We start from the raw sequence: 26,315 nt of genomic DNA on the forward strand, positions 1-26,315 counted from the left end.
GTGGCAGAGCGCGCTGGGCGTGGACCCGAGCGGCGGGCGACCCTGGCCAGCGAGAAGTTCCCGATCTCGGCCAGTGCCGCCGCCGCGATCGCCGAACGCTCCAGCTCCGGCGGACGGCCCCGGCGGCGCGTGCCGGTCTTCGGGTCATAGGGAGCCTGAGCCGTCATTCCCCCGAGCGTAGACAGCCGGGCATTCCTCGCCCCGCCGCACCCTGCCGGGTCTGGGCCGTCGCGCCTCAGCCCAGGAAGAAATCTTCCAGGATGCGGGTGAACTGCTCCGGCCGGTCCAGGTGCACGACGTGGGTGGCGTCGATACGCCGGTAGGTGCCGTGTTTCAGCAGCGACGCGGCCCGTTCGGCGTCTGGCCGGGTCATCGCGCCGTTGAGGGTGCCGTCGGGCAGGACCGTGTAGTCGGCCTGGAGCAGCAGGACCGGGCAGTCGATGTCGGCCAGGGCGGTGGCGTGGTCGAAGCCCTGGTTCCAGGTGCCGTCGTGGAAGGCGGTGCCGAAGCGTGGGTCGTACTCATCCAGGCCCCGCACGAGCAGGCGCACCGTGTCGTTCTTCAGAAAGCCCAGCTCCACCGGCTCACCCGGGTTTCCCCACCGGAACAGCCGCACGCCCTGGGTGAGCAGGTCGCCCGCGCCACGGAACACGTTGTTGTCGAAGAACTTTCCGCTGTGGTCGATCCAGTACAACAGGAAGTCGTCGGTGCCGTCGCGCACGGCGTCGGCGCTGGTGGCGAACGAGCGGTCGGCGATCGTGCCGCCGATCCGCCCGGCCTCGGAGGAGAACAGCGGAGGGTCTTCCAGCAGCACCGCCCTCACCGTGCGGGGGCGGTTCGCGGCCAGCCAGGTGGCCAGCAGCCCGCCGGAGGAGTTGCCGGTGACATAGGCCGGCTCGCCGATCCGGGTCTCGATGAAGTCGGCGAGGTCGGTGCCGATCCGGGTGGCCGTCATGGGATAGCCGGTGGGCGTGACGGTGGCCCCGTGCCCGGGGTAGTCGATGTCGTACACGTGGAACCGCTGGGCCAGCGCGGGCAGCACCCGGCTGTAGGAGAACCAGTCCATGTGCTGGGCGTGCAGCAGCACCAGGGGCGGCCCGTTGTCCGGCCCCTCGGCGTAGCTGAGTTCGACGCCGTTGACCGGGGCGGTCCTCAGCACGTAATCAGCTGCGGAAACCCTTTCTTTCCAAGGGTCTTCGTAGCTGTTCATCCGGTGCACGAAGACCGCGCCGGCGACGCCGGCCAGGGCCGTCAGAGCCCCGAGGCCGATGCCGGTTCTGCGCAGGAGTGCCGAGTGGTGGCGAAGTTTCACCGGCACATCCGACCGTCGCAAACTGTGCGTGGGCGTACCGGCGCCTGACGGCTGCCTGACGGTTGCCTGACCCCCGCTCAGACCTCCCGCTCAGACCTCCAGGGACTCCCCGGCCGCCAGGACCGTCAGCGGCACCTCGCTGAGCATGGCCGGGCTGAAGAAGTTCGCCATCGACCGCTGCCCGATCTCGCTGAGCATGGCCTCATGGATCTGCACCAGCGCCGCCGGTTTCACGGCCCGGACGAAGTCGACGCCCTCACCCACCTTGGTCCACGGGCCGCTGGTCGGCAGCAGCAGGGTGCGCACCTCGGCCTCGGGCACCCTGTAGGAGTCGCCCGGGTGAAACACATTGTCTTGCACCAGGTAGCCGAGGTTGGCGATTTTCGGCACGTCGGCGTGGATGACGGCGTGGTCGGGCCCGTGGGCCGAGACACTCAGCCCGCCCGCGGTGAACCGGTCCCCGTGCCCCACGGTGTGCACCTGGTCCGGGTGCCGCTCCTGCCAGGTGGCGGTGACCGAGGCCGGACCCCACACGTGCAGGTCGTCGCGCTCGTCCAGCGCCGCCGTCAGCACGGCCTCGTCGGCGTGGTCGAAGTGCTCATGGGTGATCAGCACGGCCGTGCTGCCCCGCACCAGCTCGGCGGCGTTCGGCGTGAAGACGCCCGGGTCGATCAGGACCGAACCGGCGGCGTCTTCCAGCAGGACGCAGGCGTGCGCGTATTTGGTCAGCTTCATGGCAGTGCCCCTGTCGACAACGTGGTTGCTTTATACAGTCAAACTGTAGATTTACCTGGCCTTGCTGTGCAAGTGGTCCAGCGCCACCGGCACCTTCACCGGCTCCACCGCCGCCGGCTCCGCGAGCTCCGCCACCTGCCCCTCGGGCTCTGTCACCCGCTCGGCCCTCACCGCCGTGATGCCGGCCAGAATCAGCACGCCACCGAGCAGCTGGAGCACCGTGAGCCGCTCCCCCAGCAGCAGCCAGGCGAAGAGCGCGGCGAACGCCACCTCCAGCAGGCCGACGAACGAGGCCAGCCGCGACCCGAGCAGCTCAGACCCGGTGATGCCCATCGCATAGGCGAAAGCCGTGCTGACCAGGGCGAGCAGGAGCAGCGGCACCCACCAGACCACCGGCGAGCCGAACATCGGCAGATCACCACCCCGCACGGTGAAGGCCAGCAGACCGCCGGCGCCCACCGCACCGAGCAGCACACCGCCCACCAGCAGCCCCGACGCGGCCAGAGCCACCGGCGGCAGCCCGTCTCCGCTTCGGGCAGCGACGGCGAAGTAGGTGGCGCAGCCGGCCGCGGCACCGAAGGCGAAGAGCAGCCCGACCAGGTCGACGGACCGGATCGCCCCCGGCCCGATCACCAGCAGCAGACCCGCGAGCGCCAGGACCGAGCCGGCCAGCACAGTGCGCTGCGGCGTGCGGCGGGTACGGGCCCAGGTGAGACCGACCAGGAGCAGGGGCGCCAGGAACTCGACGAGCAGCGCCGTGGAGACCGGGACGGTGCGGATGGCCGCGAAGTAGGCGAGCTGGGTGAAGGCCACCCCCACCACCCCCATCACGAGCACTCGTGACCGGGCGCGCCAGAGGGACGACCAGCGTCCCCGCATGGACACCAGGGCGACCGGCAGGAGCAGCAGACCACCACCGAGGGCGCGCAGGGTGACGGTGGCGACCGGCGACCACCCCGACTCCATCAGGGGTTTCGCCAGCACCCCCGAGGTGCCGAAGGAGGCGGACGCGAGCAGGGCGGCGAGCAGACCGGTGGACGTGCCTGAGAGCTTCATGCTTCTCCTCGGATGGAGCATTTCGCGCTACCGTCAGGACTCAAAGGCCTAGCACCCATGACGCTAGGCCTCACCAGGTAAGGAGTCAACTTGCATTTTGCCCCTGACACGGAGGAGGCGCTGGACTTCGTCGTCGCGCTGGGCAACACCGATCCGGCCGCCACCCGCACCGGTGAGGACGAGCTCGCCACCGTCGGGGCCCTGGCCGGGCTGCTGGCCCGCTACGCGTTCTCCGGGCGCATCGACCACGACCGGGCCGAGCTCGACCAGGTGCGCGAAACCCGTTCCCGGCTGCGGGATCTGTGGGCGACGAACCGGGACGACGCGGTGGCCCTGGTCAACCGGATGCTGCGCGACGCCGGGGCCCTGCCCCAGCTGGTCCGGCACGACGCCTCCGACTGGCACCTGCACGGCGCGTCCCCCGACGCCCCACTGGCTCAGCGTCTCCAGGTGGAGGCCGCGCTGGCCTTCGTCGACGTGATCCGCACCGACGCGATGGGCCGGCTGCGCATGTGCGAGGCCAACGACTGCGCCGGGCTCCTGCTCGACCTGTCCCGCAACGGTTCCAAGCGCTTTTGCAGCGTGCGCTGCGGCAACCGGATGAACATGATCGCCTTCCGCGAGCGCAGGGGCGCGGTGGACGGCGGAACGACCGCCTGATCATGGGACAGAAACACTGCCCGGTCACCGTGCGCATCCGTACGGCCGTACTACGGTGCTCGTCCATGGAGCCGATCCCCGCTGATCAGAACCCCGTTCGCCGAGGATGCGTGTGGATCGTCGGTTACGCCACGCATGCGATGGTCACTCGTCTCACGGCCGAGCTGAAAGGCCGCGGGCATCACGTGGACGTGATCGATCCCGCCATGCTGGGCACCGAGCTCGACGACGGGGTGGAGTCGGCGGTCGGTCTCCCGGGCGGCCGGCCCGACCTGGTGGTGCTCGCGGTCTCCACCGACCAGATCAGCGCGACGCTGGCCGTCAGAACCCTGATGGACGACGGAATACCGGTGCTGAACCCGCCCCGGGCGGTGCTTCTGGCCGCGGACAAGTTCGCCACGGCGCGGGTGCTGGCCGCCGCGGGGCTGCCGGTTCCCCGCACGGTGAACGTGTGCACCGCGCAGGCCGTCGTCCACCACGGCGAGCGCCTGGGCTGGCCGGTCGTGCTCAAGAGCGCCGACGGCAGCGAGGGCACGCAGGTCACGATGTTGCGAGGGGAGCACGACGTCGTCCCCGCCCTGACCGAGATCCGTGCGACGCTGGGACTGGCCGCGGACGTCCGGAATTCACTGGTCCTCCAGGAGGTTGTGGAGGCGCTGGTCCCCGGCGACCGGCGGATCTTCGTGGCGGGCGGGCAGGTGATGGCCACCATGGACCGGCTGCCCCGCCCCGGCGAGTGGCGCTCGAACCTGAGCCTGCTGGCCCGGCCCGTGGCCGCGCGTGCAACCCCCGCCGAGGAACGTCTGGCGCGCCGGGCGATGAGCGCGGTCGGGCTGGACTTCGGCACGGTCGACATCATGCGGACCTCCCGGGGACCGGTGGTGATCGAGCTCAATGCCTTCGGTGACGTGCTGGACGTCGCCGTGGTGAGCGGGATCGACCTGGTCGGCTCGCTGGCCGACGTCGTCGAGCAACGCGCCGGCCTGTGCCCGGACGAGCCGGTCTCACCACGCGAACTCACCGATGAGGAGGCCGCCCGGCTGCGCCGGTTCTGCTGGGACCGGCTGGACGCCAAGCGCGAGCAGCTGGGCCTGGCAGACTTCAGGACCTGGGCATTCGCCTGAGCGGGTAGGTGAGCGGTGCGGGCGGAGCGAACCAGCATGCCACCCGTCGCGGTGACGCGGGTGAGTCGTGAAAGTGAAACGCGCACAAGCATGGACGTCCGTCCCCCGTAGACGTGCCCGGTCGCCCCGGGCGGTCGGGGAGTAGAGCACAACCGCCGGGTAAGCCCTTTGCCGTGGCCGGGTTACGATCCCCGGGCAGCACACACGACCGCGAGGGAGCGCCGGTGATCGCCGCCGAGAGGCATGAGGCCGTACTGCGTGAACTGCGGCTGCGGGGCACGCTGGCGGTGTCGGAGTTCGCCGGCCGGCTCGGGGTCTCACCGATCACGCTGCGCCGCGACCTCCAGATCCTCCAGGACGCCGGTGAACTCACCCGGGTGCACGGGGGTGCCGTGCCGGTGCGGCGTCCCGCCACCGGTGAGCCCCTGCCGCAGAACACGTATGGACGACGAAGCCGGCAGCAGCTGGCCGCCGCCTTCGGTCTGGCGCCGGCCGGCGCCACACCCTCCGTGGTCGCGACCATCGGCATGATCGTACCCACCCGGCACTACTACTACGCGGGCACCATCGAGGGCGCCCAGACCGCGGCCCGCCTGGCCGGAGTGCGCCTGGTGCTGGCCGTCTCGGACTACGACGAGACCGAGGAGATCCGCCTGTTCCGGCGCATGCTGCGGCTGGGCACGGACGGCGTCCTGATCACGCCGAGCCGCTCCGGCCTGGAGCACTCCCCGGTGCGCGACCTGGTCGAGTCGTCGCCGGTGCCGGTCACCGTGCTGGAGCGGGTCTGGGACTTCCCGGCGCGCTCGCGGGTGGTCGACTCGGTGCGCTCGGACCACCGGGTCGGCGCCGAGCTGGCGGTGCGGCACCTGGCCGGGCTCGGGCACCGCCGGGCCGGGCTGTGGACGTTCGGCAACCCGCACGTCGGGGAGATCCGTTCCGGGTTCGAGACGGAGGCGCGGCGGGCCGGGTTCGAGCTGCACCGGCCGGTTTTCGGCGAGGGACACCGGGACTGGAACACCACCGACCTGACCCGCAACGTGCGCCGCTACCTCCAGGAGGCGCTGGCCGCGGGCGTCACCGCCCTGCTGGTGCACCCCGACGAGCTGGCCCTGCGGATGAGCCAGGTGGCGCTGGAGGCCGGGGTGCGGGTGCCGGGCGACCTGTCGATCGTCGCCTACGACGACGAGACCGCCGGTCTGGGCGAGCATCCCCTGACCGCGATCGCGCCGCCCAAGCAGGAGATCGGGTTCGCCGCTGTCGACGCCTGCCTGCGGGCCATCGCCCACCACGGGCCCACCACACCGGATTTCCCGGCCCAGCGCATCCGGCTGCTGCCGACACTGCGGGTGCGGGCGTCCACCACCCCGCCGTCCACGCTGTCCACCGGACCGCGGTCCGTCACCCGGGCGTCCACCGACCGGCTGTCGCGTGGCCTCAGACCCGCGCCCGCACACCGTCCAGGGCCATCGTCAGCACCCGCTCCCGCTGCCCCTCCCCGACCTGGTCCGCACCGCTGATCCCCCGCACCAGGAACAGCACGTCGTCGAAAACCACGTCGGACCGGGCCTTCCCGGCTTCCTGCGCGCGCCGCAGCAGAGGCTCCCCGGCGGCGTGGATCAGTTCGCGGGCGGCGACGAACATCGGGTCCTGGTGGTTGAGCGCGTCGAAGATCGCCTTCTTCGTGGTCGCGTAGGCCACGAACTGCCGCAGCCAGGTGTCCAGCGCGTCCCACGGGTCCTCGTCACGCAGTTCCCGCGCCACCCGGGCCAGTGCCTCGACCTCGTCGAGATAGACGGCCTCGAACAGGTGCTGCCGGGTGGGGAAGTTGCGGTAGAGGGTGGCGATGTTGACGCCGGCCCGGCGGGCGATCTCCTCCAGCGACGCCGCCGCCCCTTCCCGGGCGAACACCTCGCGGGCGGCGTCGAGCAGGGCGTCGAAGTTACGGCGTGCGTCGGCCCTCTGGGGCCGGCGCACGGTGGCGCGCCGGGCGTCGGGCTCGATCGGCGGCGTTGACAACCGCAGGGCCCCCTTCGTTAAAGTCAAGGAGTGCCTTCGGTTAGCCGGAGGCACCCCTCAACCTAGCGCGGGGCCCTTCCGCGCCGGGCAGCCCGTCCAGCCAGCCACGAGGAACACCCATGACCACCATCGGATTCATCGGCACCGGCAAGATCGGCGCGACCGTCGCCCGGATGGCCGTGACCGCCGGGCACGACGTCGTCCTCAGTAACCGCCGCGGCCCGCAGTCCCTGCACGAGCTGGCCGGCGACCTCGGCCCCCGGGCCGTCGCGGCCACGCCGGAGCAGGCCGCCCGGGCCGGCGAGATCGTCGTACTGGCCGTGCCGCTGGAGGCCTACCGGCAGATCCCCGCCGGACCACTACGCGGCAAGGTGGTGATCGACACCGCCAACTACAAGCCCGCCGAGCACCCGGGACGCCTGCCGGACGCCGACAGCGGCGTCACCACACCGCACGAGCTGATGCAGCACCACCTGCCCGGATCGTTCGTGGTGAAGGCCCTCGCCAACATGTTCTTCCGGCACCTGCCCGACCTGGCCCGCCCGGCCGGCGCCCCCGACCGCAGCACCCTGCCGATCGCCGGCGACGACCCGGACGCCAAGGCCGCGGTGAGCGCGCTGCTGGACTCGCTCGGCTACGACACCCTCGACGCCGGGCCGCTGGCCGAGAGCCGCCGCTTCGCCACCTTCGGCACACCGGCCAACCAGGCCTATCTCGATCCCGAAGGGATGTTCGCCGTTCCCGGCCACCCCGCCCCGGCGACCCGGATCGCCGAACTGCTGCGCAGCGTCCCCTGATCCGACCCCTCAGCGGCTGAAGGTCAGATGCACCACGCCGCCGGGCGACGACACCGCCTCCACCCGGTAGTGCTGCTCCAGCCCCTCCAGCCCGTCCCACAGCCGCACGCCCCGCCCGAGCAGGATCGGGACCTGCACGGCGTGCAGGTGGTCGACCAGGCCCGCGGCCAGGAACTGCCGCACCGTGCCCGGCCCGCCCCCGATCCGCACGTCCTGCCCCCGCGCCCCCTCCCGGGCGACGGCGAGCGCGTCTTGCGGGGTGGCGTCGAGAAAGTGGAAGGTGGTGCCGCCGTCCATCGCCAGCGCGGGACGCGGGCGGTGGGTGAGCACGTAGGTGGGGGTGTGGAACGGCGGGTTCTCACCCCACCACCCGCGCCACTGCGGGTCGTCCTGCCAGCCGGGCGGGCCGAACTTGTTGGCGCCCATGATCTCCGCGCCGATGCCGGGCCCGAACCGCTCGGCGAAGGCGTTGTCGACGCCCGCGCTGCCCGTCTCTTCTCCCGGTTCGACCACGCCCAGCTCGTGCCAGAACCGGGTCGCCTTCATCCAGCCGACCAGGCGGTGGCCGGCGTGGCCGAACGGCGCGTCGGCGGACTGACCCTCGCCGGTGGCGAACCCGTCGAGCGAGATCGAGAAGTTGTGGACCCTGACCCGCGACATGCGGCTCCTTCAATGGTGGTGGACGTTCCCACCTCAAAGACTCACCCGCCGCCAGGATCTCATCGCCGATCCGGAGAGAATTCCGCCTGCCCGGGCGGCCGGAGCTGGAGCGGGCACCCGGGGGTGGACGCCGGCCGGTCGCCGACGGATGCTCGAGTCGCCGGCACCGCGTTCACCGGAGGGGGCAACCATGACGCACAAGCCACGCGCACTCCTGCTCGAGGGTATCCACCCCAGCGCGGTGGAGGTGCTCGAGCAGGACGGCTATCAGGTCGACACCCGCCCGGTCGCCCTGTCGGAGGCCGAGCTGGCCGAGGCCCTGCCGGGTGTCGAACTGCTGGGCATCCGCTCGAACACGACGATCGGCGAGCGCACGCTGTCGCGGTCGCCGGACCTGAAGGCACTGGGCTGCTTCTGCATCGGCACCAACCAGGTCGACCTGGAAACGGCTACGGCCCGGGCCCTTCCGGTGTTCAACGCGCCGTACTCCAATTCCCGCAGCGTGGTGGAGCTGGTGATCGGCGAGATCATCGCGCTGTCGCGGCGGCTGACCGACAAGAACCGGCTGCTGCACGCGGGCATCTGGGACAAGTCCGCGCGCGGCAGCCACGAGGTGCGCGGGCGCACACTGGGTATCGTCGGCTACGGCAACATCGGCACGCAGCTGGCCAACCTGGCCGAGGCCATCGGCATGCGCGTCGTGTTCCACGACATTGCCGACCGGCCCGCCCACGGCAACGCGCAGCGCATGCGTGACCTGCCCACGCTACTGGCCCGGGCCGACGTCGTCAGCCTCCACGTCGACGGGAGACCGGGCAATGCGGGCCTTTTCGGCAGGGCCGAGTTCGCCCGGATGAAGCCTGGTTCGCTGCTGGTCAACGCCTCCCGCGGAATGGTGGTGGACGACGCGGCCCTGCGGGAGAGCATCGCGGGCGGGCATCTGGCCGGGGCCGCGCTGGACGTGTTCCCGGTCGAGCCCAAGGCGCAGGGCGATCCCTTCGAGTCCGGGTTGCGGGGGCTCGACAACGTCATCCTCACCCCGCACGTGGCGGCCTCCACGCAGGAGGCCCAGGAGGAGATCGGCTGGTTCGTCGCCGGGAAGCTGCTGCGCTACGTGCGGGACGGCTCCACCGGGCTGGCCGTGAACCTGCCCAACGTCCAGACCGCGCCCAGCGCTAACGTTCTCACCCTGCTGCACCGCAACGTGCCGGGGGTGATGGTCGACCTGAACCAGGTGCTGCAAGACGCCGGGCTGAACATCACCGCCCAGTCCCTGGCCACCGCGGGCGATCTCGGCTACGTGGTCACCGCGGTGGACCGGCCGGTGCGGGAGTCCGTGCGCCAGGCGATCGCCGCGCTGCCGACCACGGTCGACTGCCGGCTGCCCGGTTAGAGCTGCCCGGACAGAGCTGCCCGGACAGAGCTGCCCGGACAGAGCTGCCGGTCAACGGATTACGGCCGACACCTGCCACGGCGCCGCGCCCACGGTGTCGAGCGCCACGGACAGGCCGGGCACGGACAGCTCGATGGTGGCGGCGGCGACCGTCAGGACGTCCCACAGCACGTCACCGGGTGGCCCGGGAGCGCGCAGCAGGTGCCTGATCCGGGTCCAGGCCTCCTGCTGACCGGGCCACCCCGACACCGGCGAGGCCGCCTGCCTGTCCGACCGCCGGGCCACCTGTGACGCCGCCTGTGACGCCGACTGCCGGGCTGCCTGCCGGGCTGCCTGCCGGGCCGACTGCCGGGCTGCCTGCCGGGCCGCCTGCCGGACCATGGCCGCCGCGGCCAGAGGCTCGTGCGGGCAACCGGCGAGCCGGGCCCAGCTGGCGTCCTCGTCGAGGTCGTGCGGCGGGCACTGCTCGTAGAGCTCACCGGCCAGGGCCCGCAGCCGCGCGCCCGGCACCCGCCCGGGCCGGCGCACCGCGCCGAGCACCGGCAGGCCGGTCGCGCTCTCCAGCATCGCGAGTTCCCGCACCACGTCGGCGGGTTCGTCGGCGCTGTGGACGAAGTTCAGCAGTACGCTCGGCCCGGCCAGCTCGGCGCGGATCTCGGAGCCGGACCGCTTGCGCGGGTCGGCGGAGCCCTTCACCCCGGACAGCCGGGCCGCCGCGGGAGGACCGGCCGGTGTCCAGGTGCGGTCGCGCAGCACCAGCAGCAGGCTGTCGCCGCTGGTCAGGATGCGGTCGACCAGGTCGACCTTGTCCTCGGTGGCATTGGTGAACTGGTACCGCCACAGCTCCCGGATCAGCATGACCCCGAACCGGAAGCGCCATGCGCCCACCACGTCGAACCCGCGCACGTCCAGCGCCCGCAGGGCCCGTTCCAGCCGCCGCCCGGCCACCGCCTCCGGCTTCAGCACGGCCACCGTGACCGGCAGGACCAGCTCGGGCGGCAGCTCCCGCAACCCCGCCCGCACGTACGGGTCGCCCAGGTAGCTCGCGACCTTCCGGGGACTGCGGCTCAGGCGGCGCAGCTCGTCCTCGCGGACGGTGGCCGGACGGGGCGCCGTCACCGGCTCACCGCCGGCTTCCTCGCGGTCCACGGCGCGGGATCGCGCCCGGCCGACCGCGGCCTCTGATCCGCCCACCACCGCACCGACTTCCGCACCACCCCGGCGGGATCCTCGACCACGCGCGTCGGTTCGAAGGGCGCGGCCAGGCTGGTGTACCCCTCGAACATCCCGAGCAGACGCACCGCCTCGAGTTGCACCGGGGACAGGTGCTTCTCGGCGAAGGACAGGAAGAACCGGTGCCAGCTGTCCGACGGCACGCACGGCGGCACCGCGATCGGGGCGATGCCGCGGGCGTCCCGCCACTCGTTGATCGTCTCGCAGGTCAGGCGGGTCAGATCGGCCAGCCGCAGGCACCGCTCCCCGGCGCTGACGATCTCCAGCCGGGTACCGGCCGGCGGGGACCCCAGCGCCGCGTCCACGACGGTGGCGGCCACCAGGTCGACCGGCGCGATCTCGACGAAGCCCTCCGGGCTCCCGACCACCACCGCGGCCATCCCGGAGACGATCGCGCGCAGCAGCCCGTAGGGCCCGCTGAACCGGGAGATCGCCCCGTCCTGCCGCCGTCCCAGCACCAGTGGTGGACGCACGACGGTCAGGGCGTCCGGGCACGCGGACCGGACGATGTTCTCGCACTCCGCCTTGGACCACTCGTAACCGTTGCGGTAGCCGCCGAATCCGGTGGTCAGTGGGTCACCGGCGACCCGCGCACCGCCGACGTAGGCGGTGGAGACGTGCACCAGGTGGGTGCCCGGGCCGAGCAGACCGGTCAGGGCCCGGGTCGGCTCGATGTTGGCCGTCGTCGCCTCGCGGGCCGTCATCGTCCAGCGGGTGGACGCCGCGAGGTGCACCACCACGTCCCAGGGCCCGCGCAGGTTCTCGGGCGGGGGTTCGGCCACCAGGTCCCACGGCACGGTTCCGGGCACGGAGCCGGTGCGGGTGGTGGCCACGACGTCGGCCTCTCGCGTGGGTGCGGTGCGGGCGGTGAACTGGCGGACGACCTCACGGCCGACGACGCCCGCGGCTCCGGTGACGAGGACACGCATCCGGGAAACTCCCCTCAGGACGAGCGGGACAGGGTGGTCGGTGACGGTTCGGTGGTCGGCTCGGTGGGTGACTGGGTGGGTGAATCGATGGACGACGCGGCGGTGAGAGCGCGCAGCCCGGGCGCGGTCTCGTCCAGGTCGAGCCCAGCGGGCAGGCCCAGCCCACGGCGGCCGAGGAACTGCCGGGTGGCCAGGCCGGTGGGCGGGTGGAACCGGATCGCCTGCATGTCGCGCCAGAGCCGTTCGAGGCCGGCGGCCCGGCTGAGCGAGACCCCGCCGCAGACCTCGGCGAGCGCGCCGATCGCGGCGGGCAGCACCTCCGCCGCGTGCTGCTTCAGACCCAGCACAGCCGGCAGAAGGCGTTCCGGGTCGGCACCGGCATCCATCGCGGAAGCCGTTGCCGCGCAGGCCGACTCCAGGGTGAGCACGCGCGCGAGGTGTTCCCCGGCCACGGCCTGCACGCTGGGCAGCTCGGCCCGTGAGGCGTCCAGGTGCGCGATCCGGCCCCGGGCCGTCAGCGTCCGCACCAGGGCCAGGGCGGCGTCCAGCACCCCCAGGTAGCAGGCCGTGCTGGTCAGGACGAACCAGATCACCCCGGCGGCCACCACGTCGTCGTCCTGTCCCACCGGGCCGGTGTAGAACACCAGGTCGTCCGGCACCTCGCAGTCCTGCAACCGCAGGGTGTCGGAACCCGAGCCACGCATGCCCAGGGTGTTCCAGGTGCGGTCCACCGACACCCCGTCGGCCGTGGTGGGCAGCAGGATCACCAGCAGGCGCTCCGGCCCGTCGTCGGGGTGGGACTGCGCCTGGAGGCAGGCCAGATCGGCGTCGGCGGCCAGCGAGCACGGGCTCTTGCGCCCGGACAGCACCCAGCCCCGCGGCCCGCGGCGGGCGCGCAGGGTGGAGCGGACCACCGAACCGCCCAGGCTAGGTTCCGCGAAAGCCGATGCCACCAAACGGTTCTGGGTGGCGACGGCCTCCAGCAGCATCCACGACACGTCGGCCCGGCGGCGCCACTGCTCGACCATCAGGCCGGTGGAGAACAGATGCATGTTCACCGCGACGGCCAGCGCCGGGTCGGCCGCGGCCAGGCGGCGCTGCGCGGCACAGCAGCGCAGCACGCCCGCACCGGCACCGCCGAACTCGGTGGGGATCGCCAGGCCCGGCCAGGACGCCCCACGCAGGGCCGCCAGCCCCGCCGCGGAGATCCGCCCGCTCCGGTCGGCCTCCACGGCCCCGGACCGCACCGTGTCCAGCACCGGGCCGGGCAGCAGGTCGGCGGTGTCCGGCCAGAGTCCGGAAGCCGTTGCACCCCAGGCCGACTCGCCGAACTCGCCCGGCGCAGCACTCATCCCCGCACCCCGGGAACCCCGCCCGCCGAACTCGCCCGGTGCCGCGCTCATCGCTGGGTTCCCGAGGCGACGGTGGCCCGGGCCGCCGAGGTCAGCTGTGCGTCCAGCACGGCCAGCGCCTCGGCCAGGTCGGCGTCGCTGGCGACCAGCGGCGGCATCAGCCGCAACGTGGTCGGGCGGCTCAGGCAGGGCGAGACCAGCAGGCCGGCCGCGGCGAGCCCGACCATCAGCTCCCCGGCCAGGGCGGGCCCGGTCAGGTCCAGGCCCCACAGCAGCCCCCGGCCGCGCACCCCGGCGATCGCGTGCGGGTGCACGGCGGCGATCCGCCGCAGGCCGGTGCGCATGGCCGTCTCGATCTGCCGGCCGCGCGGCGCCAGCTCCTCGATCGCCCGCAGGGCCGCCGGCAGCGCCGCGCAGCTCAGCGGGTGCCCGCCGAAAGTGGCCGAGTGCAGGAAGGGATCAGCGGTCAGCGGCCGGTACAGGCGTTCCGAGAAGACCGCGCCGGACAACGGCACCACCCCGCCGCCGAGCGGCTTGCCGACCAGAACGGCGTCCACCGGCAGCCCCCAGGTCAGCGCCAGCGAGCGCTCCCCGCAGCGGCGCAGGCCGCACTGGATCTCGTCGGCGATGACCGGGGTGCCGTGGCGCCCGGCACTCGCGCACCAGGCGGCGAGCACCCGGCGGTCCAGCGCGCGCACGCCGTTCTCCCCCTGCACCGGCTCGACCACCAGCGCGGCCACGTCGCCGTTGCGCACGTACCGCTCGACGGCGTCCGGGTCGTCGGCGGCCACGTGGACGCACTCGGCGAGGCTTCCCTCCAGGCCGCGCCGGAACTCCGGGCGATGGGTGAGAGCCAGTGCGCCCAGCGTCTTTCCGTGGAAGGCGCCCTCCACCGCGAGCACCCGGCGGCGGCCGGTCACCAGCCGGGCCAGTTTCGTCGCGACCTCGACCGTGTCGGAGCCGTTGAGCCCGAGGTACACCCGGGGCAGGACGTCGCCGAAGTAGCCGGACAGGGCCGCCGCGGCCTCGGCCGCGGCCGGGTTGGCCAGCGTGCGGGTGGAGGTGGGCATCACGTCGAGCTGGGCCCGCACCGCGGCCACCACGTCCGGGTGCCGGTGCCCCAGCAGGGCGACCGCGTAGGAACCGAAGTCCAGCGCCCGGCGCCCGTCCGAGAGCGTCACCCGGCTGCCCTGTGCCGAGGCCTCCACCGCGCCCTGCCCGGCGAAGGAACCGGTGAGCGCGAGCCGGGGCGGCAGGTGGGCGCGCATACGCTCGAAAACCTTTCCGGCATCGACGGTCACGACCGGCTCACCCCGGCCCGATCATCGGCCCGGACATCGGCCCGGACATCGGCCCGGACATCGGCCTGCACCTGGGGCCGGCCCACCTCCTGCCCCGGTCCCCGGCCCACCTCCTGCCCCGGTCCCCGGCCCACCTCCTGCCCCGGTCCCCGGCCCACCTCCTGCCCCGGTCCCCGGCCCACCTCCTGCCCCGATTCCCGGCCCACCTCCTGCCCCCGTTCCTGGCCCGCCTCCCCGGTCGCCCGGCTGCCCGCGCCCAGCCAGGCCGAGGGCATGGCGACGGGCAGGTGCGCGGCCTGGTTGACCGGCAGGATCTGCCGGGCCAGACGCAGGGCGGGAAAGAGCCCCTCGGGCCGGCGCACCGAGGGGGCCGGGCCGTCGTACCCGAGCTCGGCCTCCAGGGCGTGCACGTACGCCTCGACCGCCGGCAGCCACGAGGCCGCCTCGACCGGGTCGTGCGAGCGGGCCATCGCCCGCACCAGGCCCAGCCCGGCCGCGACCACCTCCTCCGGCAGGCCCGCGAACGGGTCGGCGAGAGCGTCCGTCACGTCCGGCACCAGACCACCGGCCAACAGCGCCCTGACCGTCAGCGTGCGCAGCACCAGGTCACGCGTGGCGTAGCGGGCCACGGGCAGCTGACCGGCCTCGACCGCCCCGACCACGTCCTCGTAGGAGGCGTGCACGTCCAGCAGCAGCTCCATGCTCCCGTGACAGTGAAAAGCCGCCCAGCGTCGTGGATCCACCTCACGCACCCCCATCACGTCCCTCCTCGTGCACCGAAAGCCACACCAGGTCCTGTTCGATCAGCCGCCGCAGGTCCGGCGTGACCGCCGAGACCCGGCCGCTCCAGCTCAGGTTCGGGTCGGCGGCCGGGTCCGCGGCCGCGAGTTCCACGCCGCGCAACCCCCAGCGCTGCACCAGCGCCCGGTCGTGCACGCGCCAGGTCGAGGTCCCCTCCGCCAGACGCACCGTGACCAGCGGGTCGTCGGGCAGCGGCCGGTGCGCGGTGAGCCGGGTGATCAGGCCCTCGGCCCGGTCGCGGTAGGCGGCCACCTCCCGCTCCCGCAGCGGCAGGTCCATCAGGGCGGCGTACTCGGCCACCAGGTCCGCCCGGCCCAGGCGCTCGAGCTTCAGCCCCAGCCACTTGGGCCCCACGTAGGTCTGCCCGGCCTCGGTCGCCACCACGTCCAGCGCCGCCGTGGCGGCGTCGCACCAGCGCACGGCGGCGGCCATCGGCCGGGCCGGGGCCAGGAGCCGGGCCGCCGTGCGGCAGCGCAGCGTCTCGCCGCGCCACCAGTCCCGCGCGTAGTCCACCACCTGCGGGCGCATCCCGGCCTGCCAGTCCCGCCACGGCCCGGTGCCCGCGAGCGCCGCCCCGAAGGTGAGCCGGGCCAGGCGCAGCAGTCGCGACCGGGCCGCACGCCAGGACGCGCTGTCGGCGCGTTCCTCCCCGCCCTCACGCAGCACGGCCGACGCCGTCCTCACCCACTCCGCCTCCACGTAGGTGACGTCCACCGCGACCCCGAGACCGTGCGAGCTGATCGGGAAGTCGGTGACCTGGGCGTCCACGACGACGTGCAGGTCGACGTCGCTGGCGGCGTTGCCGAAGCCGTGCAGCACCGACCCGGAGGCCACCACCAGCAGCGGTTCGCCGAAGGCGTCACTCACCTCCGCGAGCAGCGCCTCGTCACTCACCCCCGGACCCGCGAGGAACGTCCTCAGGTTGTCGTGCATGCGCCTGTCGGTGATCATGAACGGTCCCTTCCCGGAACGCAGCGGGCATCAGGTGAGAGCGGACTTCTCCCTGCGGTAGTCGAGGGAGCCCAGGCCGACGGCCCCCAGCACGACGGTGAGCAGGCCGATGAGCAGCAGCGCCTCCAGCGTCGGGCCCCACGAGCCGCCGCCCGTCGTGGCCTCGTCCAGGGCACGCATCGCCCAGTGCTGCGGCGTGATCAGCCCCAGGGCGTGCGACAGGGCCGGCAGGTTCTCGTCGGGGACGATGGTTCCGCCCACGCTGCCGGACGTCAGCAGCAGCACGTAGGCCACGCTCTGGAAGTCCGGGGAGGTGCGGGTGACGGCGTACAGCACCACGCCGAGCGCGCACCCGGCCAGCACCAGCGCCGCGCCCACCACGACCAGCTGGGCCACGGACCCGTGCAGCGGCAGGCCGTACGCGCCGAACGCGACGGCCCAGAACACGGTCAGTTGCAGCGCTCCCGCCCCGGCCACCGGCAGGAGCTTGCCGACCAGGAAGGCCGCCCGGGACGGGCGGCTGACGGCCTGCCGGGCCCAGGTGTGACTGGTGTACTCGCGGAAGAACGCCAGACCCGCGTAGTTCACGGTCATGAAGCTGAACATCACCGCGACGCCGACCATGGAGCGGCCCGGCACGGCCTGCGGGCCGGACCCCGCCACCGCCGGGCCGAGGGTGACCGACAGCACCGCCGGCACCACGAACATGAAGGCCAGCGGCGTGCGCATCCGCCACATGATCAGGCTGTCGGTCACCGCGAAGGCCCGGGCCACGGCCCAGAACGGCGGATGGTTCTCACTCGTCATCGACGGCTCCCCGCAGGTGCGGGTCGGCGGCGAGCGCGTCGCGCAGCCGGGCCCCGGTGGTCCGGATCTCCTTAAGCCGTTCCCGCCCGTCGGCGTGGTGCAGCAGGTAGTCGCGCAACTCGGCGACCGTGCGGGGAACCGGTAGGCGGCGCTGCCGGGACGTGCCGGCGTCCGTGGTCTCCAGCAGCAGTTCGCGACGGTGGGCCGCCATCAGTTCCGGCACCGGGGCGTGCCGGGCGACCACGCCGTCGCGCACCACCACGGCGTGGGTGCACATCTGCTCGATGTCCTCCGGGTAGTGCGAGGTGACCAGCAGCGCACAACCGTCGATACGCCAGCGGCGGGTGAGTTCCACCAGCCGGGAACGGGTCTCGAAGTCCAGGGCGGTGGTCGGCTCGTCGAGCAGGCGCAGCGGCGGGTCGTGGACGAAACTCGCCGCCAGGTGGGTCAGCCGCTGCCAGCCGCCGGAGAGCCGGTGCACGGGCTCGTGGGCGCGGCCGCGGAGCCCGAACTCGTCCAGGGTGGCGGTGACCGCGCCGGCCACCCGCTCGGGCGGGCAGAGGATCCGGGCCATGTGCCGGAGGTTCTCGGCCGCCGTCAGCTGCGGGTAGAGCGCCACCTCCTGGGTGGCGTACCCGACCAGCTCGCGGCGCCAGGCCCGGGCACCGGCCAGGGTGACCGTGCCCTCACGGTGTCCCGACCGGGCCTCCAGCAGGGCACTGAGGAAGGTGCTCTTGCCGGAGCCGTTGGGTCCCAGCACTCCCACGGACTCCCCGGGGGCCACCCGTAGCGACATGCCGCGCAGAACCGGTCGCTCCGCGCGCGGGTACTGGAACGACAGGCCCTCGACGACCAATTCCCCCCGCATCCGCGTCGGTGCCGGGCGGGCCGGGGCACTCATCGGCTGGACACCAGCCGCCGCTCGATGCCGGCGAGCATCTGGAGGGCATTCTCCCGCAGCGCCGTCACGGCGACCGGGTTGAGCATGTCGGCCAGCAGCGGGATGCCGATCTCGAAATCCACGTACAGCGTGATGACCGACCCCCCGCCCCCGACGGGGGCCACCTGCCAGTAGCCGGAGAACCGCTCCAGGTCACCGCTGGTCTGGTGGAAGACGATGCGGTGGGCGTCGTGGTCGAGCAGTTCCTCCTCGGTCCACTCCAGGATCGAGCCCTTCAGGAACGTCGACCAGGCGATGAGCCGGCGCTCGCCGGTGAGCTTCTCGACGAGCCGCACCGAGCGGACGTTGTCCATGCACGCGGCATAGCCCTCCACGTCGATGACGGCCGCCCAGGCCTCGGGCTCGCCTGCGGCGACGGTGTGGGTCACTTCAACGGTGGGCATGTCGCTCCTCGTGATGGCCGAGTGATGGCCGGTCAGGCGACCGGGCTGGGAACCGCCGGGTGGGCGGTCGTCTCCTGCGCGATCAGCTCCTCGATGTCGTCCCGGCAGCTGCCGCACCTGCTGTTGGCGCCGCTCACCCGGCGCAGGTCCTCGACGGTGCGGTGACCGCACCGCACCAGGCGGGTGATCTCGTCCTCCCCGACGTCGGCGCACACGCACACCACGACGTCGTCGTCGTTCACGGCCGGCTCCCGGTCCAGCTCCCGGTCCAGCTCCCGGTCCAGCTCCCGGTCCAGGTCCCGATCCAGGCCGTCAGCTCGGGGTCGAGCAGCGAGCCGACGACCAGGTCCGCGTCCAGGGGCCGGTCCGGCAGGCTGGGGACCCCGACGACGCGCACCCCGGCCGCCCGCGCCGAGCGCGTACCGGTGGCCGAGTCCTCGAACGCCAGGGTGTGGGCCGGGTCGACGCCGAGCCGGCGGCAGGCGGTGAGGTACATGTCCGGGGCGGGCTTGGGCTCGGCCACCTCGTCGGCGGCGACGCTCACCCCGAAGGTGCCCGCGAAACCGCCCCGGGCCAGGGCGGCGTCGAGCAGGGCCCGCGGCGAGTTGCTGGCCACCGCCACCGGAACGGCATTGCGCACCAGCTCCACCAGGGCGTGCGCCCCGGCCATCGCCTGCGCCTGCCGGGTCACCACCTCGGTGACCAGGCCGAGCAGTTCCGCCGACAGCGACCGGGCCGCGGCAGGCTCACCGAGGTGGCCGGCGATCGCGACCCCGACCTGCTCGATCGAGCGGCCGATCACCAGCTCCTTCTGCTCCACGCCGAAAGGCAGCCCGCGGCGCGCGAACACCTCCCGCTCGGCCACCGTCCAGCACGGCTCGGTGTCCATCAGCAGGCCGTCGCAGTCGAACACCACCGCGGCCGGGCGCCACCCGCCGGACCAGCCGTCGCAACGCGTCATCTCTCGTCCTCCAGTGCCAGGAGCGCCCGGCCGAGAAGCTCGGCCATCCGGCGCAGATCGGGCCGTGTCGTCACCAGTGGAGGATGCAGAATGACCGTGTCGGGCGCCATCCCGGTACTGGCCAGCAGCAGCCCCTCGCCGTCCGGCGGCTCGGCCGCCAGCCGGCGCAGGTCGAGCGCGAACGGCCCGGTCAGCCGCACCCGCACCACCAGACCCACCGCGTCCACCTGCTCCACCAGCCGGGACGCACCGCACCACCGCCGCAGCTCCCCGGCCAGGAAGCGTCCCTGGGCCTCCACCCGCGCCGGGACGTTCGGCCAGGCCTCCCAGCGGTCCAGCACGGCCTCCACCGTGGCCAGGGCGTGCGGGTTGCCGGCGAACGTCGAGGAGTGGCTCCCGACCGCGAAACGCTCGGGAGAGGCGAGGGGTTCGCGGGCCCAGACACAGCTGAGCGGTGTCACCCCGTTGGTCAGCGCCTTGCTCGCCACGACGACGTCCGGCTGGATGTCGTGCAGCATGAACCCCCAACGCGGACCGAGACGGTGCATCCCGGTGAAGATTTCGTCGACCACGATAAGGCCGCCCAGCCCCCGTACGTGGTCCACGACGCGCCGCAGGTGGGCGCTGTCCGGCAGAACCGCCCCGCCCACGTTGAGCAGCGGCTCCAGGATCAGCGCCGCCACACCGTCCGGGGCGGACGGCCCGGGCACGCCGAGCTGGTCCTCGTGCCCCAGCCGCTCCACGGCGCTCGCGCAGGCCGGGTTGCACCCCACGGCCGGCCGGTGCGGGCACGACCGGCAGTCGGGGTACGGCAGCCGCACGACCTGCGGGCCGGGCCACGGCTGGACACTGCGGTAACGGGCGCTGGCCGACAGGTGGGCGGTGAACGGCGACCGGCCGTGGTAGCTGCCCTGGAAGGTCAGCACCGGCCCGGCGCCGCGGGAGGCGGCGACGATGCGCATGGCCATCTCGATGCCCTGGGTGCCACCCAGCTCGACCGCGACCCGGCCCGCGGTGCCCGTGACCGAGGAGAACAGCGACTCCAGCCGGGTGAGCACCCGCACCCGCAGCTCCGACTCGCAGAACGAGGGCAGCGCGGGCAGTTCCAGGGCGGTGCGGTGGGCCGCGGCGAGCACGTCACGGTCGTAGCCGAAGGCGACCGCGCCGTTGGCGGCCTCCGCGTCGAGGTAGGAACGGCCCGCCTCGTCGTACAGCCGCACCCCCTCGGCCCGCACGAACCGCACCGCCGGCGGCGTCCGGTACACCAGGTCCCCGGCCGCCAGCGCGGGCGGGATCCGCCGTTCCGCACGCACCGGGTTCATCGTCCGTCCTCCCGTGTCCACCGCTCGGCACCCACCGTCGGGATCACCGGCCGCAGGCCGGGCACGTTGCACTCGATCGCCGCCGTCGCCACCGACAGCACGTCCCACAGCGCGTCGGCGGGCAGCTCACCGGCGGTGAGAGCATCCAGCAGGGCGCGCCACCCGGCGCCCTCCCGCACGGCCGGGTGCCGGATCGCCGCCAGCCGTTCCCGGCTGGCGGCCGCGTCCAGGTCGTGCGCCGGAACCTGCTGGTACAGAAGGCTTACCAGCTCCTCGACCCGTTGGTCCGGGAGCGGTTCGCCGGCACCCACCGCGGGCGTCACCGGCCGGGGCGTCACCAGGTCGAACAGCGCCAGCTCCCGCACCACGTCGGCCGGCTCGTCGGCGGTGTGCAGAAAGTTGAACAGCGTGGTCGGCCCGCGCAGGGCGGTGCGCAGATCCGCCGGGCCGCGGGCGGCCGGGTCAGCCGGCCCCTTCAGCGCGGCGAGCCGGCAGGCCGCCGGCAACGCGGAGCCCGGGCACCACCGGGTGTCGCGCAGCACCAGCAGCAGGCTGTCGGCGCACGGCAGCAGCAGGTCGACCACATCGGCCCGGTCCCGGCTGGCGATGTTGAACTGGTAGCGCCACACCTCCCGGGTCAGCAGCGGCGTGAACCGCAGCGTGGTCGCGGCCACCACGGTGAAGCCGTTCCCACGAACGGTTCTCAGGGCGGCCTCCACCCGGCGACCCGCCAGGGCATCCGGTTTGAGGACGACGAAAGTGGTGTTCCAGACGTCCCCCGGCTCGATCAGCTGCCGGCCGCGCCGGTAGTGCGGGTCGATCCGGTACTGGGCCGCCTTCTCCCGGTCCCGGGTCAGCGTGCGCAGTTCTGCCACGTCGACGTCGCTCAGGCCGTCGTCCGGCAGCTCGTCCGGCATCTCGTCCAGTTCCTGGCCGGCGGGCGGCCGCGCGACCGTGCGCGTGGTGGTCTGCGTTGTGGTCTGCGTTGCCGGGGTCATCACACGGCCTCCGCGGTCGGGGTGCGGCCGGCCGCCAGCCGGAGCCCGCCCAGGGCGGTGGGCCGGCCGTCCAGGTGCACGACGGTGCTGCCGTCGCGGTGGCGGGCCACCGGGTCCAGCGCGAACCGTCCCTCGGCCAGCCCCAGGACGGCCGCCCGCAGGGCCGGGCGGTCGCTCACCTCCTTCTGCCGCAGCTCGTGCCGCACCACGTCGGCGTCGGTGACCGGCCGGGGCCCGCGATAGGGCGTGAGTGGTCCCTGCACGAGTACCGCTCCCCCGTCGTGGCTGTCGTCCACGAGGAACGTGGAGGTGCGGGTGGCGTCGGCGCCAGCCCGCAACGCACAGCCCACCGGGTCCAGGCCGATCAGCTGCCGCTCGCCGGAACGGCTCAGGCGGGTCAGGTCACCCGGATGCTGGTTGATGACGCGGCCCGCGAACGTCTCCAGCAGACGTCCGTGGATCCACCGGTGATAGGCCAGGACCACCAGGTCGATCTCCCCCTCCCGGTCGCCGAACTCCTCCAGCCGGTCGGTGAGGCGGTCGTGGAAGGCCCGGGCCTGACGCCGGTACGCGGCGCGCTCACCGTGCGAGCGGCACTGCGCCCACGAACCGCACTGGGCGGTGAAGTCGCCGGGCCACGCCGGGATCCCCTGGGCCCGGGCCACGTCGAGCGCGGGAGCGTTGCGCCGGTCGGACGCCACCAGGACCACGCGCACCACGTCGGGACGCTGCGCCGCCAGCCGGCACAGGGTGCCCAGGTTGGCCCCGGTCGACGAGACCAGGACCGCGATGCGCAGCGGCCGGGACCGGCCGGCCAGCAACGGTTTCGGGGCGGCGGGCGGCTCAGGCACGACCGGCCTCCCCGGCCAGCGCCAGGATCTCCCGGCGGACCACCTGCCAGGCCGGGCGCCCGGGGTTGACCAGGTGCATGTGCCGCGCCCCCTCGACGGCCACCAGCCGGGACCCCGGACGCTCCCGCACGTAGCGCCGGGAGTGCGACGGCGGCACCGCCTGGTCGTCGCTGCCGTGCACCACGACCACCGGGCACGGCGCCGGCACCGGACGGTGCGCGGGCGACGCCTCCCGCAGCACCCGGGCCCGGTTCCCGGCGGCGACCGGGCCCAGCAGCCCGGTCACCGCACCGTTGCCCAGCCCCTCGGCGTCCGCCGCCTCCAGATCGGTGACCGGGGCCAGGGCCACCACCGCCGCGGGCGTGACCTCACCGGCCGCCAGCAGCGCGAGGTGTCCCCCGGCCGAGTGACCGACCAGCACGGTACGCCGCGCCGGAATGCCGGTGTGCCGGGCGAAAACCTCCAGCGCGTGGACGATGTCGTGCAGGCAGGTGGGCCAGGTGCCGCCCTCCTCGGCGGCCCGGTACTCCGCCCCGCCGACGGTCAGGCCCTCCGCGGCCAGCTCGTGCATCATCGGGTGCAGGTCGGCGACGGTCTTCTCGCGGCGCCAGAAACCGCCGTGGACCAGCACCACACCCACTCCCGGCAGGCTCTGCCCCGGCTGTCCTGACTGCCCCGGCTGTCCTGGCTGTCCGGGCTGCCGTGGCGGGCGGTCGATCTCGACGAACCGTGGCCCCTCGCCGTAGGGCACCCGCACCAGGCGCCGCTGCACGGTGTTCACAGCACCCCGAGCGCGGTCAGCCGACCGCGCCAGTGCGCGAACCGCTCGTCCGGCATCTGCACCTCGCGACGGCGGGCCTCGTCCTCCTCCGCCGCCCCCAGCCGCCACCAGACATGGCCGTCCTCACGGCGGATCATGAACGCCCGGGCCTTCTGCGCCGGGCTCTGGATCATCAGCGACACCGTCTCCGGGTCGGTCAGGGTGGTGTGCAGCTGCTCGTGGTGCAGGGTGATGATCGCCCCGGTCTCCTCCTCCCGCACGGTGCGGGGCCAGAACCTGGTGACGTCGGCGGTCTCGTCGAGCGGCTGATCGGTGGCGTACATCGTGTGGTAGTAGCGGCCGTACAGCAGATAGGCGGTGAAGGAGTACCGGTGGTTGTGCACCCGCTCGTACTGCGAGGTGTTCGCCAGCCGCAACCGGATCCGCAGGCCCTTGTCCTGGTCGTCCCAGATGACGATCTTGTCGTCCAGGGCATGGCACTCACACTTGGCCCGCAGGTCGGGCGTCGTGGGCACCCGGTCCACGAGGGCCCGCAACAGCGCCCGGTCACCACCCAGCCGCAGGGCGATCCGGCGCGTGGTGTCGGCGGCCCCCTCGATGTCGGACCAGTCCACCGCGGGCAGATCGTTCATCACCGCCAGCACGTCCGTCTCCGTCGGTGCCGAACCCGTCGTCATCGTCATCGTCCGTCTCCTTCCCCTGGTGCCGGATGGTCGGTCATCACAGCACCTCCAGCCGGTTCAGCCGGCCGACCAGGTCCTCGAAGTCGTCCTGCCGCATGACCTTCCGCTCACGCCGGTCCGGCCGCTCCCGGTCGGCTCCGTACCGCCACCAGAGCCGGCCGGTCTCGCGCTCGGTGATCAGCGACCGTTCCTTCTCGGCCGGGCCGCGCAGGAACAGCGAGACCGTGTCCGGCGTGGTGAAGGTGGTGTGGATCTCGGTGTGGTGCAGCGAATACGTGCTGCCGGCGCTCTGGTGCGTGACGAACCGCGGCACGGCCTTCGCCTCACTGAGGCGCGCGTCCACGTCGTCCTGCACGTGCCAGGGCAGGTTCTCGTCGAGCTCACCGACGAGTTCGTGGCGGGTGTGCCGGTACCGGCCGGTGATGATCCGGCTGGTGAACGAGAACCGGTGGTCGTGCGGCCGGTCCCGGTGCTCGCGGGTCGAGATGTGCAGGCGCAGGCGGAATCCCCGCTCACCGCCGTCGTAGATCACGATCTTGTCCAGCAGCCGGTGCCGCTCGCACATCGCCCGCAGCGCGGCGTCTTCACGGGCCCGGTCCACGAGCAGGCGCAGGGTGTCGCGGTCGGCGGCCAGTTCTTTCAGCAGTTCACGGGTCACCTGGTGGGTACCGGGCAGGTCGGCCCAGTCCAGGTCCAGTCGGTCCAGTGCCTCGATCACGTCGATCAGCTCCTCGTACGGATGACGACAGCGGTTTCGGACGTCGGCCCGCCCGAACGGATTTCAGCCGGCCCGCTCGGGTGCGGCGCCCACGATCGCGGTGCGCCGGAGCCCACCGAGCGCCCCCGGGTCACCGGAGGGCTCGACGAAGCAGCCTGACCGGCCGGCGTCCAGCTCGGGCCGGCGGCCCAGGTCGAAGGCCCGATAGGCGGCGAAGGCGGCCAGGTTCCAGATCGCGGTCTCGTCCAGCCCGCGGGAACGGGCGTTGCCGAGCTGACGGTCCATGGGCTGCGAGCCCGCGGCCACGATCCCGCCGTGCTGGTACCACAGGCCGTTCTCCTCGCCCCGGTGCAGCGCCTGTCCGCCGAGCCGGGCGGAGTCGCACCGGTCGGTCATCAGCATGATGTTGTCGCGGCCCACCAGCTCGACCGCGCGGGCGGCGATCGCCAGGTCGACGTGCTCACCGTCGAAGTTGATGCAGGAGGCCACCTTTCCCTGCCGGCACAGCCTCATGATGGCCGCGGGTACCGGCCCGACCTGTTCGGGCAGGTCGTCGAGCGTCCAGCCGGGCAGATCGTAGGCCCGGAGCGTGGCGTCACGCTCCTGGCGGGCGCGCCGGGTGCGGAAGGCGTGCCGGATCGTCAGCGGCATGTCGTTGAAGAGGTGGTCGGTGACCACCCGGGCGCCGGTGATCGGGCTGTCGGTGTCCCAGGCCACCTCCACCAGCTCCTCCACCAGCCGGGCCGAGCCGAGCGGGTCGGACCGGGTGAAATGCCCGAGTGCTGGCCGGATTCCGGCACCGACCAGGGTGCGGACGATCCATGGCAGGTCCGGGTGCCGGCGATCCACCCGGTCGTGCAGTTCCGACCCGGGAGTCAGTGCGTCGGGCGACATCACGACGTAGACCAGGCCGAGAGGCCCGCAGGAGGCCAGGATCTCCCACTCCGCGCGGGTCGGCGGCCACACCGTGGCCGCCGGGGTGCCGCCGTGACTGGCCAGCAGGGGCCCCTCGAGGGCGATGCCGGGAACGTAGGGCAGCGACCCGGCCGCCCTCATCTGCGCGTAACGGCGCATGAAGGCGACGAATTCGCCGAGACGATCGTGCCGCAGGTACAGCGTCGGGATGCACAACACCCCCTCGGCCGCCGACGTCTCGTCCAGCGCGGCCAGGTCCAGCGCGGCGAAGTCGGAGAAGTCGACGTCACCGATGCCGTGGCAGTGAACCTCCACCGGCAGAGCGGGAACGAAGTAGGGACGCGCACCGTCCGGGTTCGCGACCGCGGCGCCCGTGTTCTCGACGTGCAGCTCGTGCCCGTCCCAGCTGACCAGCCCGCCCACCGAACCGTGGACATCCAGAATCTGTTGCGCGGCGAAGCTTTCCGACCGTACGTTTCCCCGTTTCATGCGGCGATACCCCCCAAGGCGATGCGCACGCCCGGAATGAGGGCGTGCGAAAAGAGGAAGACCAAGACAAGAAAAAGCCTGATGACCCCCCACCCAGGCTCTATCCACCGCGTACTTCTCACGGAA

General features: G+C 73.0%; 29 protein-coding genes. 6 read left to right on the top strand and 23 right to left on the bottom strand.

The window, feature by feature from the left end:
• Positions 1-150, top strand: coding sequence for a hypothetical protein (locus tag KIH74_RS13900; protein WP_214156321.1), 150 nt, complete (start codon positions 1-3; stop codon positions 148-150).
• Between the two features lie 85 nt (positions 151-235).
• Here KIH74_RS13900 and KIH74_RS13905 read toward each other — a convergent pair whose 3' ends face one another.
• The 3 genes from KIH74_RS13905 to KIH74_RS13915 all read right to left on the bottom strand — a co-directional run bounded on the left by KIH74_RS13905 (position 236) and on the right by KIH74_RS13915 (position 3,103).
• On the bottom strand, positions 236-1,312 hold the full coding sequence (locus KIH74_RS13905) for an alpha/beta fold hydrolase (protein ID WP_214156322.1): 1,077 nt from the start codon (positions 1,310-1,312) through the stop codon (positions 236-238).
• Between the two features lie 90 nt (positions 1,313-1,402).
• Complete coding sequence (locus tag KIH74_RS13910; protein ID WP_214156323.1) at positions 1,403-2,047, bottom strand: MBL fold metallo-hydrolase; 645 nt, start codon at positions 2,045-2,047, stop codon at positions 1,403-1,405.
• Between the two features lie 51 nt (positions 2,048-2,098).
• On the bottom strand, positions 2,099-3,103 hold the full coding sequence (locus KIH74_RS13915) for an EamA family transporter (RefSeq protein ID WP_214156324.1): 1,005 nt from the start codon (positions 3,101-3,103) through the stop codon (positions 2,099-2,101).
• Between the two features lie 90 nt (positions 3,104-3,193).
• Here KIH74_RS13915 and KIH74_RS13920 point away from each other — a divergent pair, with 90 nt between their 5' ends.
• The 3 genes from KIH74_RS13920 to KIH74_RS13930 all read left to right on the top strand — a co-directional run bounded on the left by KIH74_RS13920 (position 3,194) and on the right by KIH74_RS13930 (position 6,404).
• Complete coding sequence (locus KIH74_RS13920) at positions 3,194-3,763, top strand: CGNR zinc finger domain-containing protein (RefSeq protein WP_214156325.1); 570 nt, start codon at positions 3,194-3,196, stop codon at positions 3,761-3,763.
• Positions 3,764-3,873: 110 nt separating this feature from the next.
• Positions 3,874-4,887 carry an ATP-grasp domain-containing protein gene (locus KIH74_RS13925; protein WP_214156326.1) on the top strand — a complete coding sequence of 338 codons (1,014 nt, stop codon included), beginning with the start codon at positions 3,874-3,876 and terminating at the stop codon, positions 4,885-4,887.
• Between the two features lie 224 nt (positions 4,888-5,111).
• On the top strand, positions 5,112-6,404 hold the full coding sequence (locus KIH74_RS13930) for a substrate-binding domain-containing protein (protein WP_214156327.1): 1,293 nt from the start codon (positions 5,112-5,114) through the stop codon (positions 6,402-6,404).
• Here the strand turns inward: KIH74_RS13930 and KIH74_RS13935 are convergent.
• Positions 6,322-6,903 carry a TetR/AcrR family transcriptional regulator gene (locus KIH74_RS13935; protein ID WP_246572332.1) on the bottom strand — a complete coding sequence of 194 codons (582 nt, stop codon included), beginning with the start codon at positions 6,901-6,903 and terminating at the stop codon, positions 6,322-6,324. The two genes, KIH74_RS13930 and KIH74_RS13935, sit on opposite strands and share 83 nt — an antisense overlap.
• 119 nt (positions 6,904-7,022) lie before the next feature.
• Here KIH74_RS13935 and KIH74_RS13940 point away from each other — a divergent pair, with 119 nt between their 5' ends.
• Complete coding sequence (locus KIH74_RS13940; RefSeq protein ID WP_214156328.1) at positions 7,023-7,700, top strand: NADPH-dependent F420 reductase; 678 nt, start codon at positions 7,023-7,025, stop codon at positions 7,698-7,700.
• A 9-nt stretch (positions 7,701-7,709) separates the two neighbouring features.
• Here KIH74_RS13940 and KIH74_RS13945 read toward each other — a convergent pair whose 3' ends face one another.
• Entirely contained in the window at positions 7,710-8,360 is a 651-nt protein-coding gene (locus tag KIH74_RS13945) for a dihydrofolate reductase family protein (protein ID WP_214156329.1), read from the bottom strand.
• Between the two features lie 190 nt (positions 8,361-8,550).
• Here KIH74_RS13945 and serA point away from each other — a divergent pair, with 190 nt between their 5' ends.
• On the top strand, positions 8,551-9,753 hold the full coding sequence (serA, locus tag KIH74_RS13950; RefSeq protein WP_246572333.1) for a phosphoglycerate dehydrogenase: 1,203 nt from the start codon (positions 8,551-8,553) through the stop codon (positions 9,751-9,753).
• Between the two features lie 51 nt (positions 9,754-9,804).
• Here the strand turns inward: serA and KIH74_RS13955 are convergent, their stop codons facing one another.
• From KIH74_RS13955 to KIH74_RS14040, 18 genes are all read right to left on the bottom strand, one after another.
• Entirely contained in the window at positions 9,805-10,872 is a 1,068-nt protein-coding gene (locus tag KIH74_RS13955; protein ID WP_214156331.1) for a nucleoside-diphosphate kinase, read from the bottom strand.
• Complete coding sequence (locus KIH74_RS13960; RefSeq protein WP_214156332.1) at positions 10,869-11,915, bottom strand: SDR family oxidoreductase; 1,047 nt, start codon at positions 11,913-11,915, stop codon at positions 10,869-10,871. The genes KIH74_RS13955 and KIH74_RS13960 overlap by 4 nt, the downstream gene beginning before the upstream one ends.
• Positions 11,916-11,929: 14 nt before the next feature.
• Complete coding sequence (locus KIH74_RS13965; RefSeq protein WP_214156333.1) at positions 11,930-13,318, bottom strand: acyl-CoA dehydrogenase family protein; 1,389 nt, start codon at positions 13,316-13,318, stop codon at positions 11,930-11,932.
• A complete protein-coding gene (locus tag KIH74_RS13970; protein WP_214156334.1) occupies positions 13,315-14,568 on the bottom strand; it encodes an aspartate aminotransferase family protein in 1,254 nt (417 codons plus the stop codon). The genes KIH74_RS13965 and KIH74_RS13970 overlap by 4 nt, the downstream gene beginning before the upstream one ends.
• Positions 14,565-15,326: a hypothetical protein gene (locus KIH74_RS13975; RefSeq protein ID WP_214156335.1), complete on the bottom strand. Its 762-nt coding sequence runs from the start codon at positions 15,324-15,326 to the stop codon at positions 14,565-14,567. The genes KIH74_RS13970 and KIH74_RS13975 overlap by 4 nt, the downstream gene beginning before the upstream one ends.
• Positions 15,313-16,320, bottom strand: coding sequence for a hypothetical protein (locus KIH74_RS13980; protein ID WP_214156336.1), 1,008 nt, complete (start codon positions 16,318-16,320; stop codon positions 15,313-15,315). The genes KIH74_RS13975 and KIH74_RS13980 overlap by 14 nt, the downstream gene beginning before the upstream one ends.
• Positions 16,321-16,350: 30 nt before the next feature.
• Positions 16,351-17,127 (bottom strand): ABC transporter permease, encoded by a 777-nt coding sequence (locus tag KIH74_RS13985; protein ID WP_214156337.1) that lies wholly within the window; start codon positions 17,125-17,127, stop codon positions 16,351-16,353.
• Positions 17,117-18,028, bottom strand: a complete 912-nt coding sequence (locus KIH74_RS13990) for an ABC transporter ATP-binding protein (RefSeq protein ID WP_214156338.1) — start codon at positions 18,026-18,028, stop codon at positions 17,117-17,119. Before KIH74_RS13990 ends, KIH74_RS13985 begins: the two co-directional genes overlap by 11 nt.
• A complete protein-coding gene (locus tag KIH74_RS13995; RefSeq protein ID WP_214156339.1) occupies positions 18,025-18,471 on the bottom strand; it encodes a type II toxin-antitoxin system RatA family toxin in 447 nt (148 codons plus the stop codon). The genes KIH74_RS13990 and KIH74_RS13995 overlap by 4 nt, the downstream gene beginning before the upstream one ends.
• A gap of 32 nt (positions 18,472-18,503) precedes the next feature.
• Positions 18,504-18,713, bottom strand: a complete 210-nt coding sequence (locus KIH74_RS37705; protein WP_214156340.1) for a (2Fe-2S)-binding protein — start codon at positions 18,711-18,713, stop codon at positions 18,504-18,506.
• Complete coding sequence (locus tag KIH74_RS14005) at positions 18,710-19,432, bottom strand: HAD family hydrolase (protein WP_214156341.1); 723 nt, start codon at positions 19,430-19,432, stop codon at positions 18,710-18,712. Before KIH74_RS14005 ends, KIH74_RS37705 begins: the two co-directional genes overlap by 4 nt.
• Positions 19,429-20,754, bottom strand: a complete 1,326-nt coding sequence (locus KIH74_RS14010) for an aminotransferase class III-fold pyridoxal phosphate-dependent enzyme (protein ID WP_214156342.1) — start codon at positions 20,752-20,754, stop codon at positions 19,429-19,431. The genes KIH74_RS14005 and KIH74_RS14010 overlap by 4 nt, the downstream gene beginning before the upstream one ends.
• The gene (locus KIH74_RS14015) at positions 20,751-21,752 is read right to left on the bottom strand and encodes a nucleoside-diphosphate kinase (protein WP_214156343.1); all 1,002 of its coding nucleotides are present in this window, start codon (positions 21,750-21,752) and stop codon (positions 20,751-20,753) included. Before KIH74_RS14015 ends, KIH74_RS14010 begins: the two co-directional genes overlap by 4 nt.
• Positions 21,752-22,603 carry a formyltransferase family protein gene (locus KIH74_RS14020; protein WP_214156344.1) on the bottom strand — a complete coding sequence of 284 codons (852 nt, stop codon included), beginning with the start codon at positions 22,601-22,603 and terminating at the stop codon, positions 21,752-21,754. The genes KIH74_RS14015 and KIH74_RS14020 overlap by 1 nt, the downstream gene beginning before the upstream one ends.
• Positions 22,596-23,384: an alpha/beta hydrolase family protein gene (locus tag KIH74_RS14025; RefSeq protein WP_214156345.1), complete on the bottom strand. Its 789-nt coding sequence runs from the start codon at positions 23,382-23,384 to the stop codon at positions 22,596-22,598. The genes KIH74_RS14020 and KIH74_RS14025 overlap by 8 nt, the downstream gene beginning before the upstream one ends.
• Positions 23,381-24,067: a hypothetical protein gene (locus tag KIH74_RS14030; RefSeq protein WP_214156346.1), complete on the bottom strand. Its 687-nt coding sequence runs from the start codon at positions 24,065-24,067 to the stop codon at positions 23,381-23,383. Before KIH74_RS14030 ends, KIH74_RS14025 begins: the two co-directional genes overlap by 4 nt.
• Positions 24,068-24,104: 37 nt before the next feature.
• Positions 24,105-24,785, bottom strand: coding sequence for a hypothetical protein (locus tag KIH74_RS14035; protein ID WP_214156347.1), 681 nt, complete (start codon positions 24,783-24,785; stop codon positions 24,105-24,107).
• Between the two features lie 63 nt (positions 24,786-24,848).
• Positions 24,849-26,189, bottom strand: a complete 1,341-nt coding sequence (locus tag KIH74_RS14040; protein WP_214156348.1) for a hypothetical protein — start codon at positions 26,187-26,189, stop codon at positions 24,849-24,851.
• Positions 26,190-26,315: the final 126 nt, after the last annotated feature.

This window comes from Kineosporia corallincola, assembly GCF_018499875.1.
Lineage (GTDB): Bacteria > Actinomycetota > Actinomycetes > Actinomycetales > Kineosporiaceae > Kineosporia > Kineosporia corallincola.

What these genes read in the sequence shown, in the direction of transcription:
- KIH74_RS13915 (WP_214156324.1), bottom strand. Translation starts at nt 3,103, where the DNA reads ATGAAGCTCTCAGGCACGTCCACCGGTCTGCTCGCCGCCCTGCTCGCG.
- KIH74_RS14015 (WP_214156343.1), bottom strand. Translation starts at nt 21,752, where the DNA reads ATGACCCCGGCAACGCAGACCACAACGCAGACCACCACGCGCACGGTC.
- KIH74_RS14005 (WP_214156341.1), bottom strand. Translation starts at nt 19,432, where the DNA reads ATGACGCGTTGCGACGGCTGGTCCGGCGGGTGGCGCCCGGCCGCGGTG.
- KIH74_RS13940 (WP_214156328.1), top strand. Translation starts at nt 7,023, where the DNA reads ATGACCACCATCGGATTCATCGGCACCGGCAAGATCGGCGCGACCGTC.
- KIH74_RS13945 (WP_214156329.1), bottom strand. Translation starts at nt 8,360, where the DNA reads ATGTCGCGGGTCAGGGTCCACAACTTCTCGATCTCGCTCGACGGGTTC.
- KIH74_RS14040 (WP_214156348.1), bottom strand. Translation starts at nt 26,189, where the DNA reads ATGAAACGGGGAAACGTACGGTCGGAAAGCTTCGCCGCGCAACAGATT.
- KIH74_RS13980 (WP_214156336.1), bottom strand. Translation starts at nt 16,320, where the DNA reads ATGATCACCGACAGGCGCATGCACGACAACCTGAGGACGTTCCTCGCG.
- KIH74_RS14010 (WP_214156342.1), bottom strand. Translation starts at nt 20,754, where the DNA reads ATGAACCCGGTGCGTGCGGAACGGCGGATCCCGCCCGCGCTGGCGGCC.
- KIH74_RS13910 (WP_214156323.1), bottom strand. Translation starts at nt 2,047, where the DNA reads ATGAAGCTGACCAAATACGCGCACGCCTGCGTCCTGCTGGAAGACGCC.
- KIH74_RS13965 (WP_214156333.1), bottom strand. Translation starts at nt 13,318, where the DNA reads ATGAGCGCGGCACCGGGCGAGTTCGGCGGGCGGGGTTCCCGGGGTGCG.
- serA (WP_246572333.1), top strand. Translation starts at nt 8,551, where the DNA reads ATGACGCACAAGCCACGCGCACTCCTGCTCGAGGGTATCCACCCCAGC.
- KIH74_RS14030 (WP_214156346.1), bottom strand. Translation starts at nt 24,067, where the DNA reads ATGACGATGACGACGGGTTCGGCACCGACGGAGACGGACGTGCTGGCG.
- KIH74_RS13975 (WP_214156335.1), bottom strand. Translation starts at nt 15,326, where the DNA reads ATGGGGGTGCGTGAGGTGGATCCACGACGCTGGGCGGCTTTTCACTGT.
- KIH74_RS13995 (WP_214156339.1), bottom strand. Translation starts at nt 18,471, where the DNA reads ATGCCCACCGTTGAAGTGACCCACACCGTCGCCGCAGGCGAGCCCGAG.
- KIH74_RS13990 (WP_214156338.1), bottom strand. Translation starts at nt 18,028, where the DNA reads ATGAGTGCCCCGGCCCGCCCGGCACCGACGCGGATGCGGGGGGAATTG.
- KIH74_RS13985 (WP_214156337.1), bottom strand. Translation starts at nt 17,127, where the DNA reads ATGACGAGTGAGAACCATCCGCCGTTCTGGGCCGTGGCCCGGGCCTTC.
- KIH74_RS13960 (WP_214156332.1), bottom strand. Translation starts at nt 11,915, where the DNA reads ATGCGTGTCCTCGTCACCGGAGCCGCGGGCGTCGTCGGCCGTGAGGTC.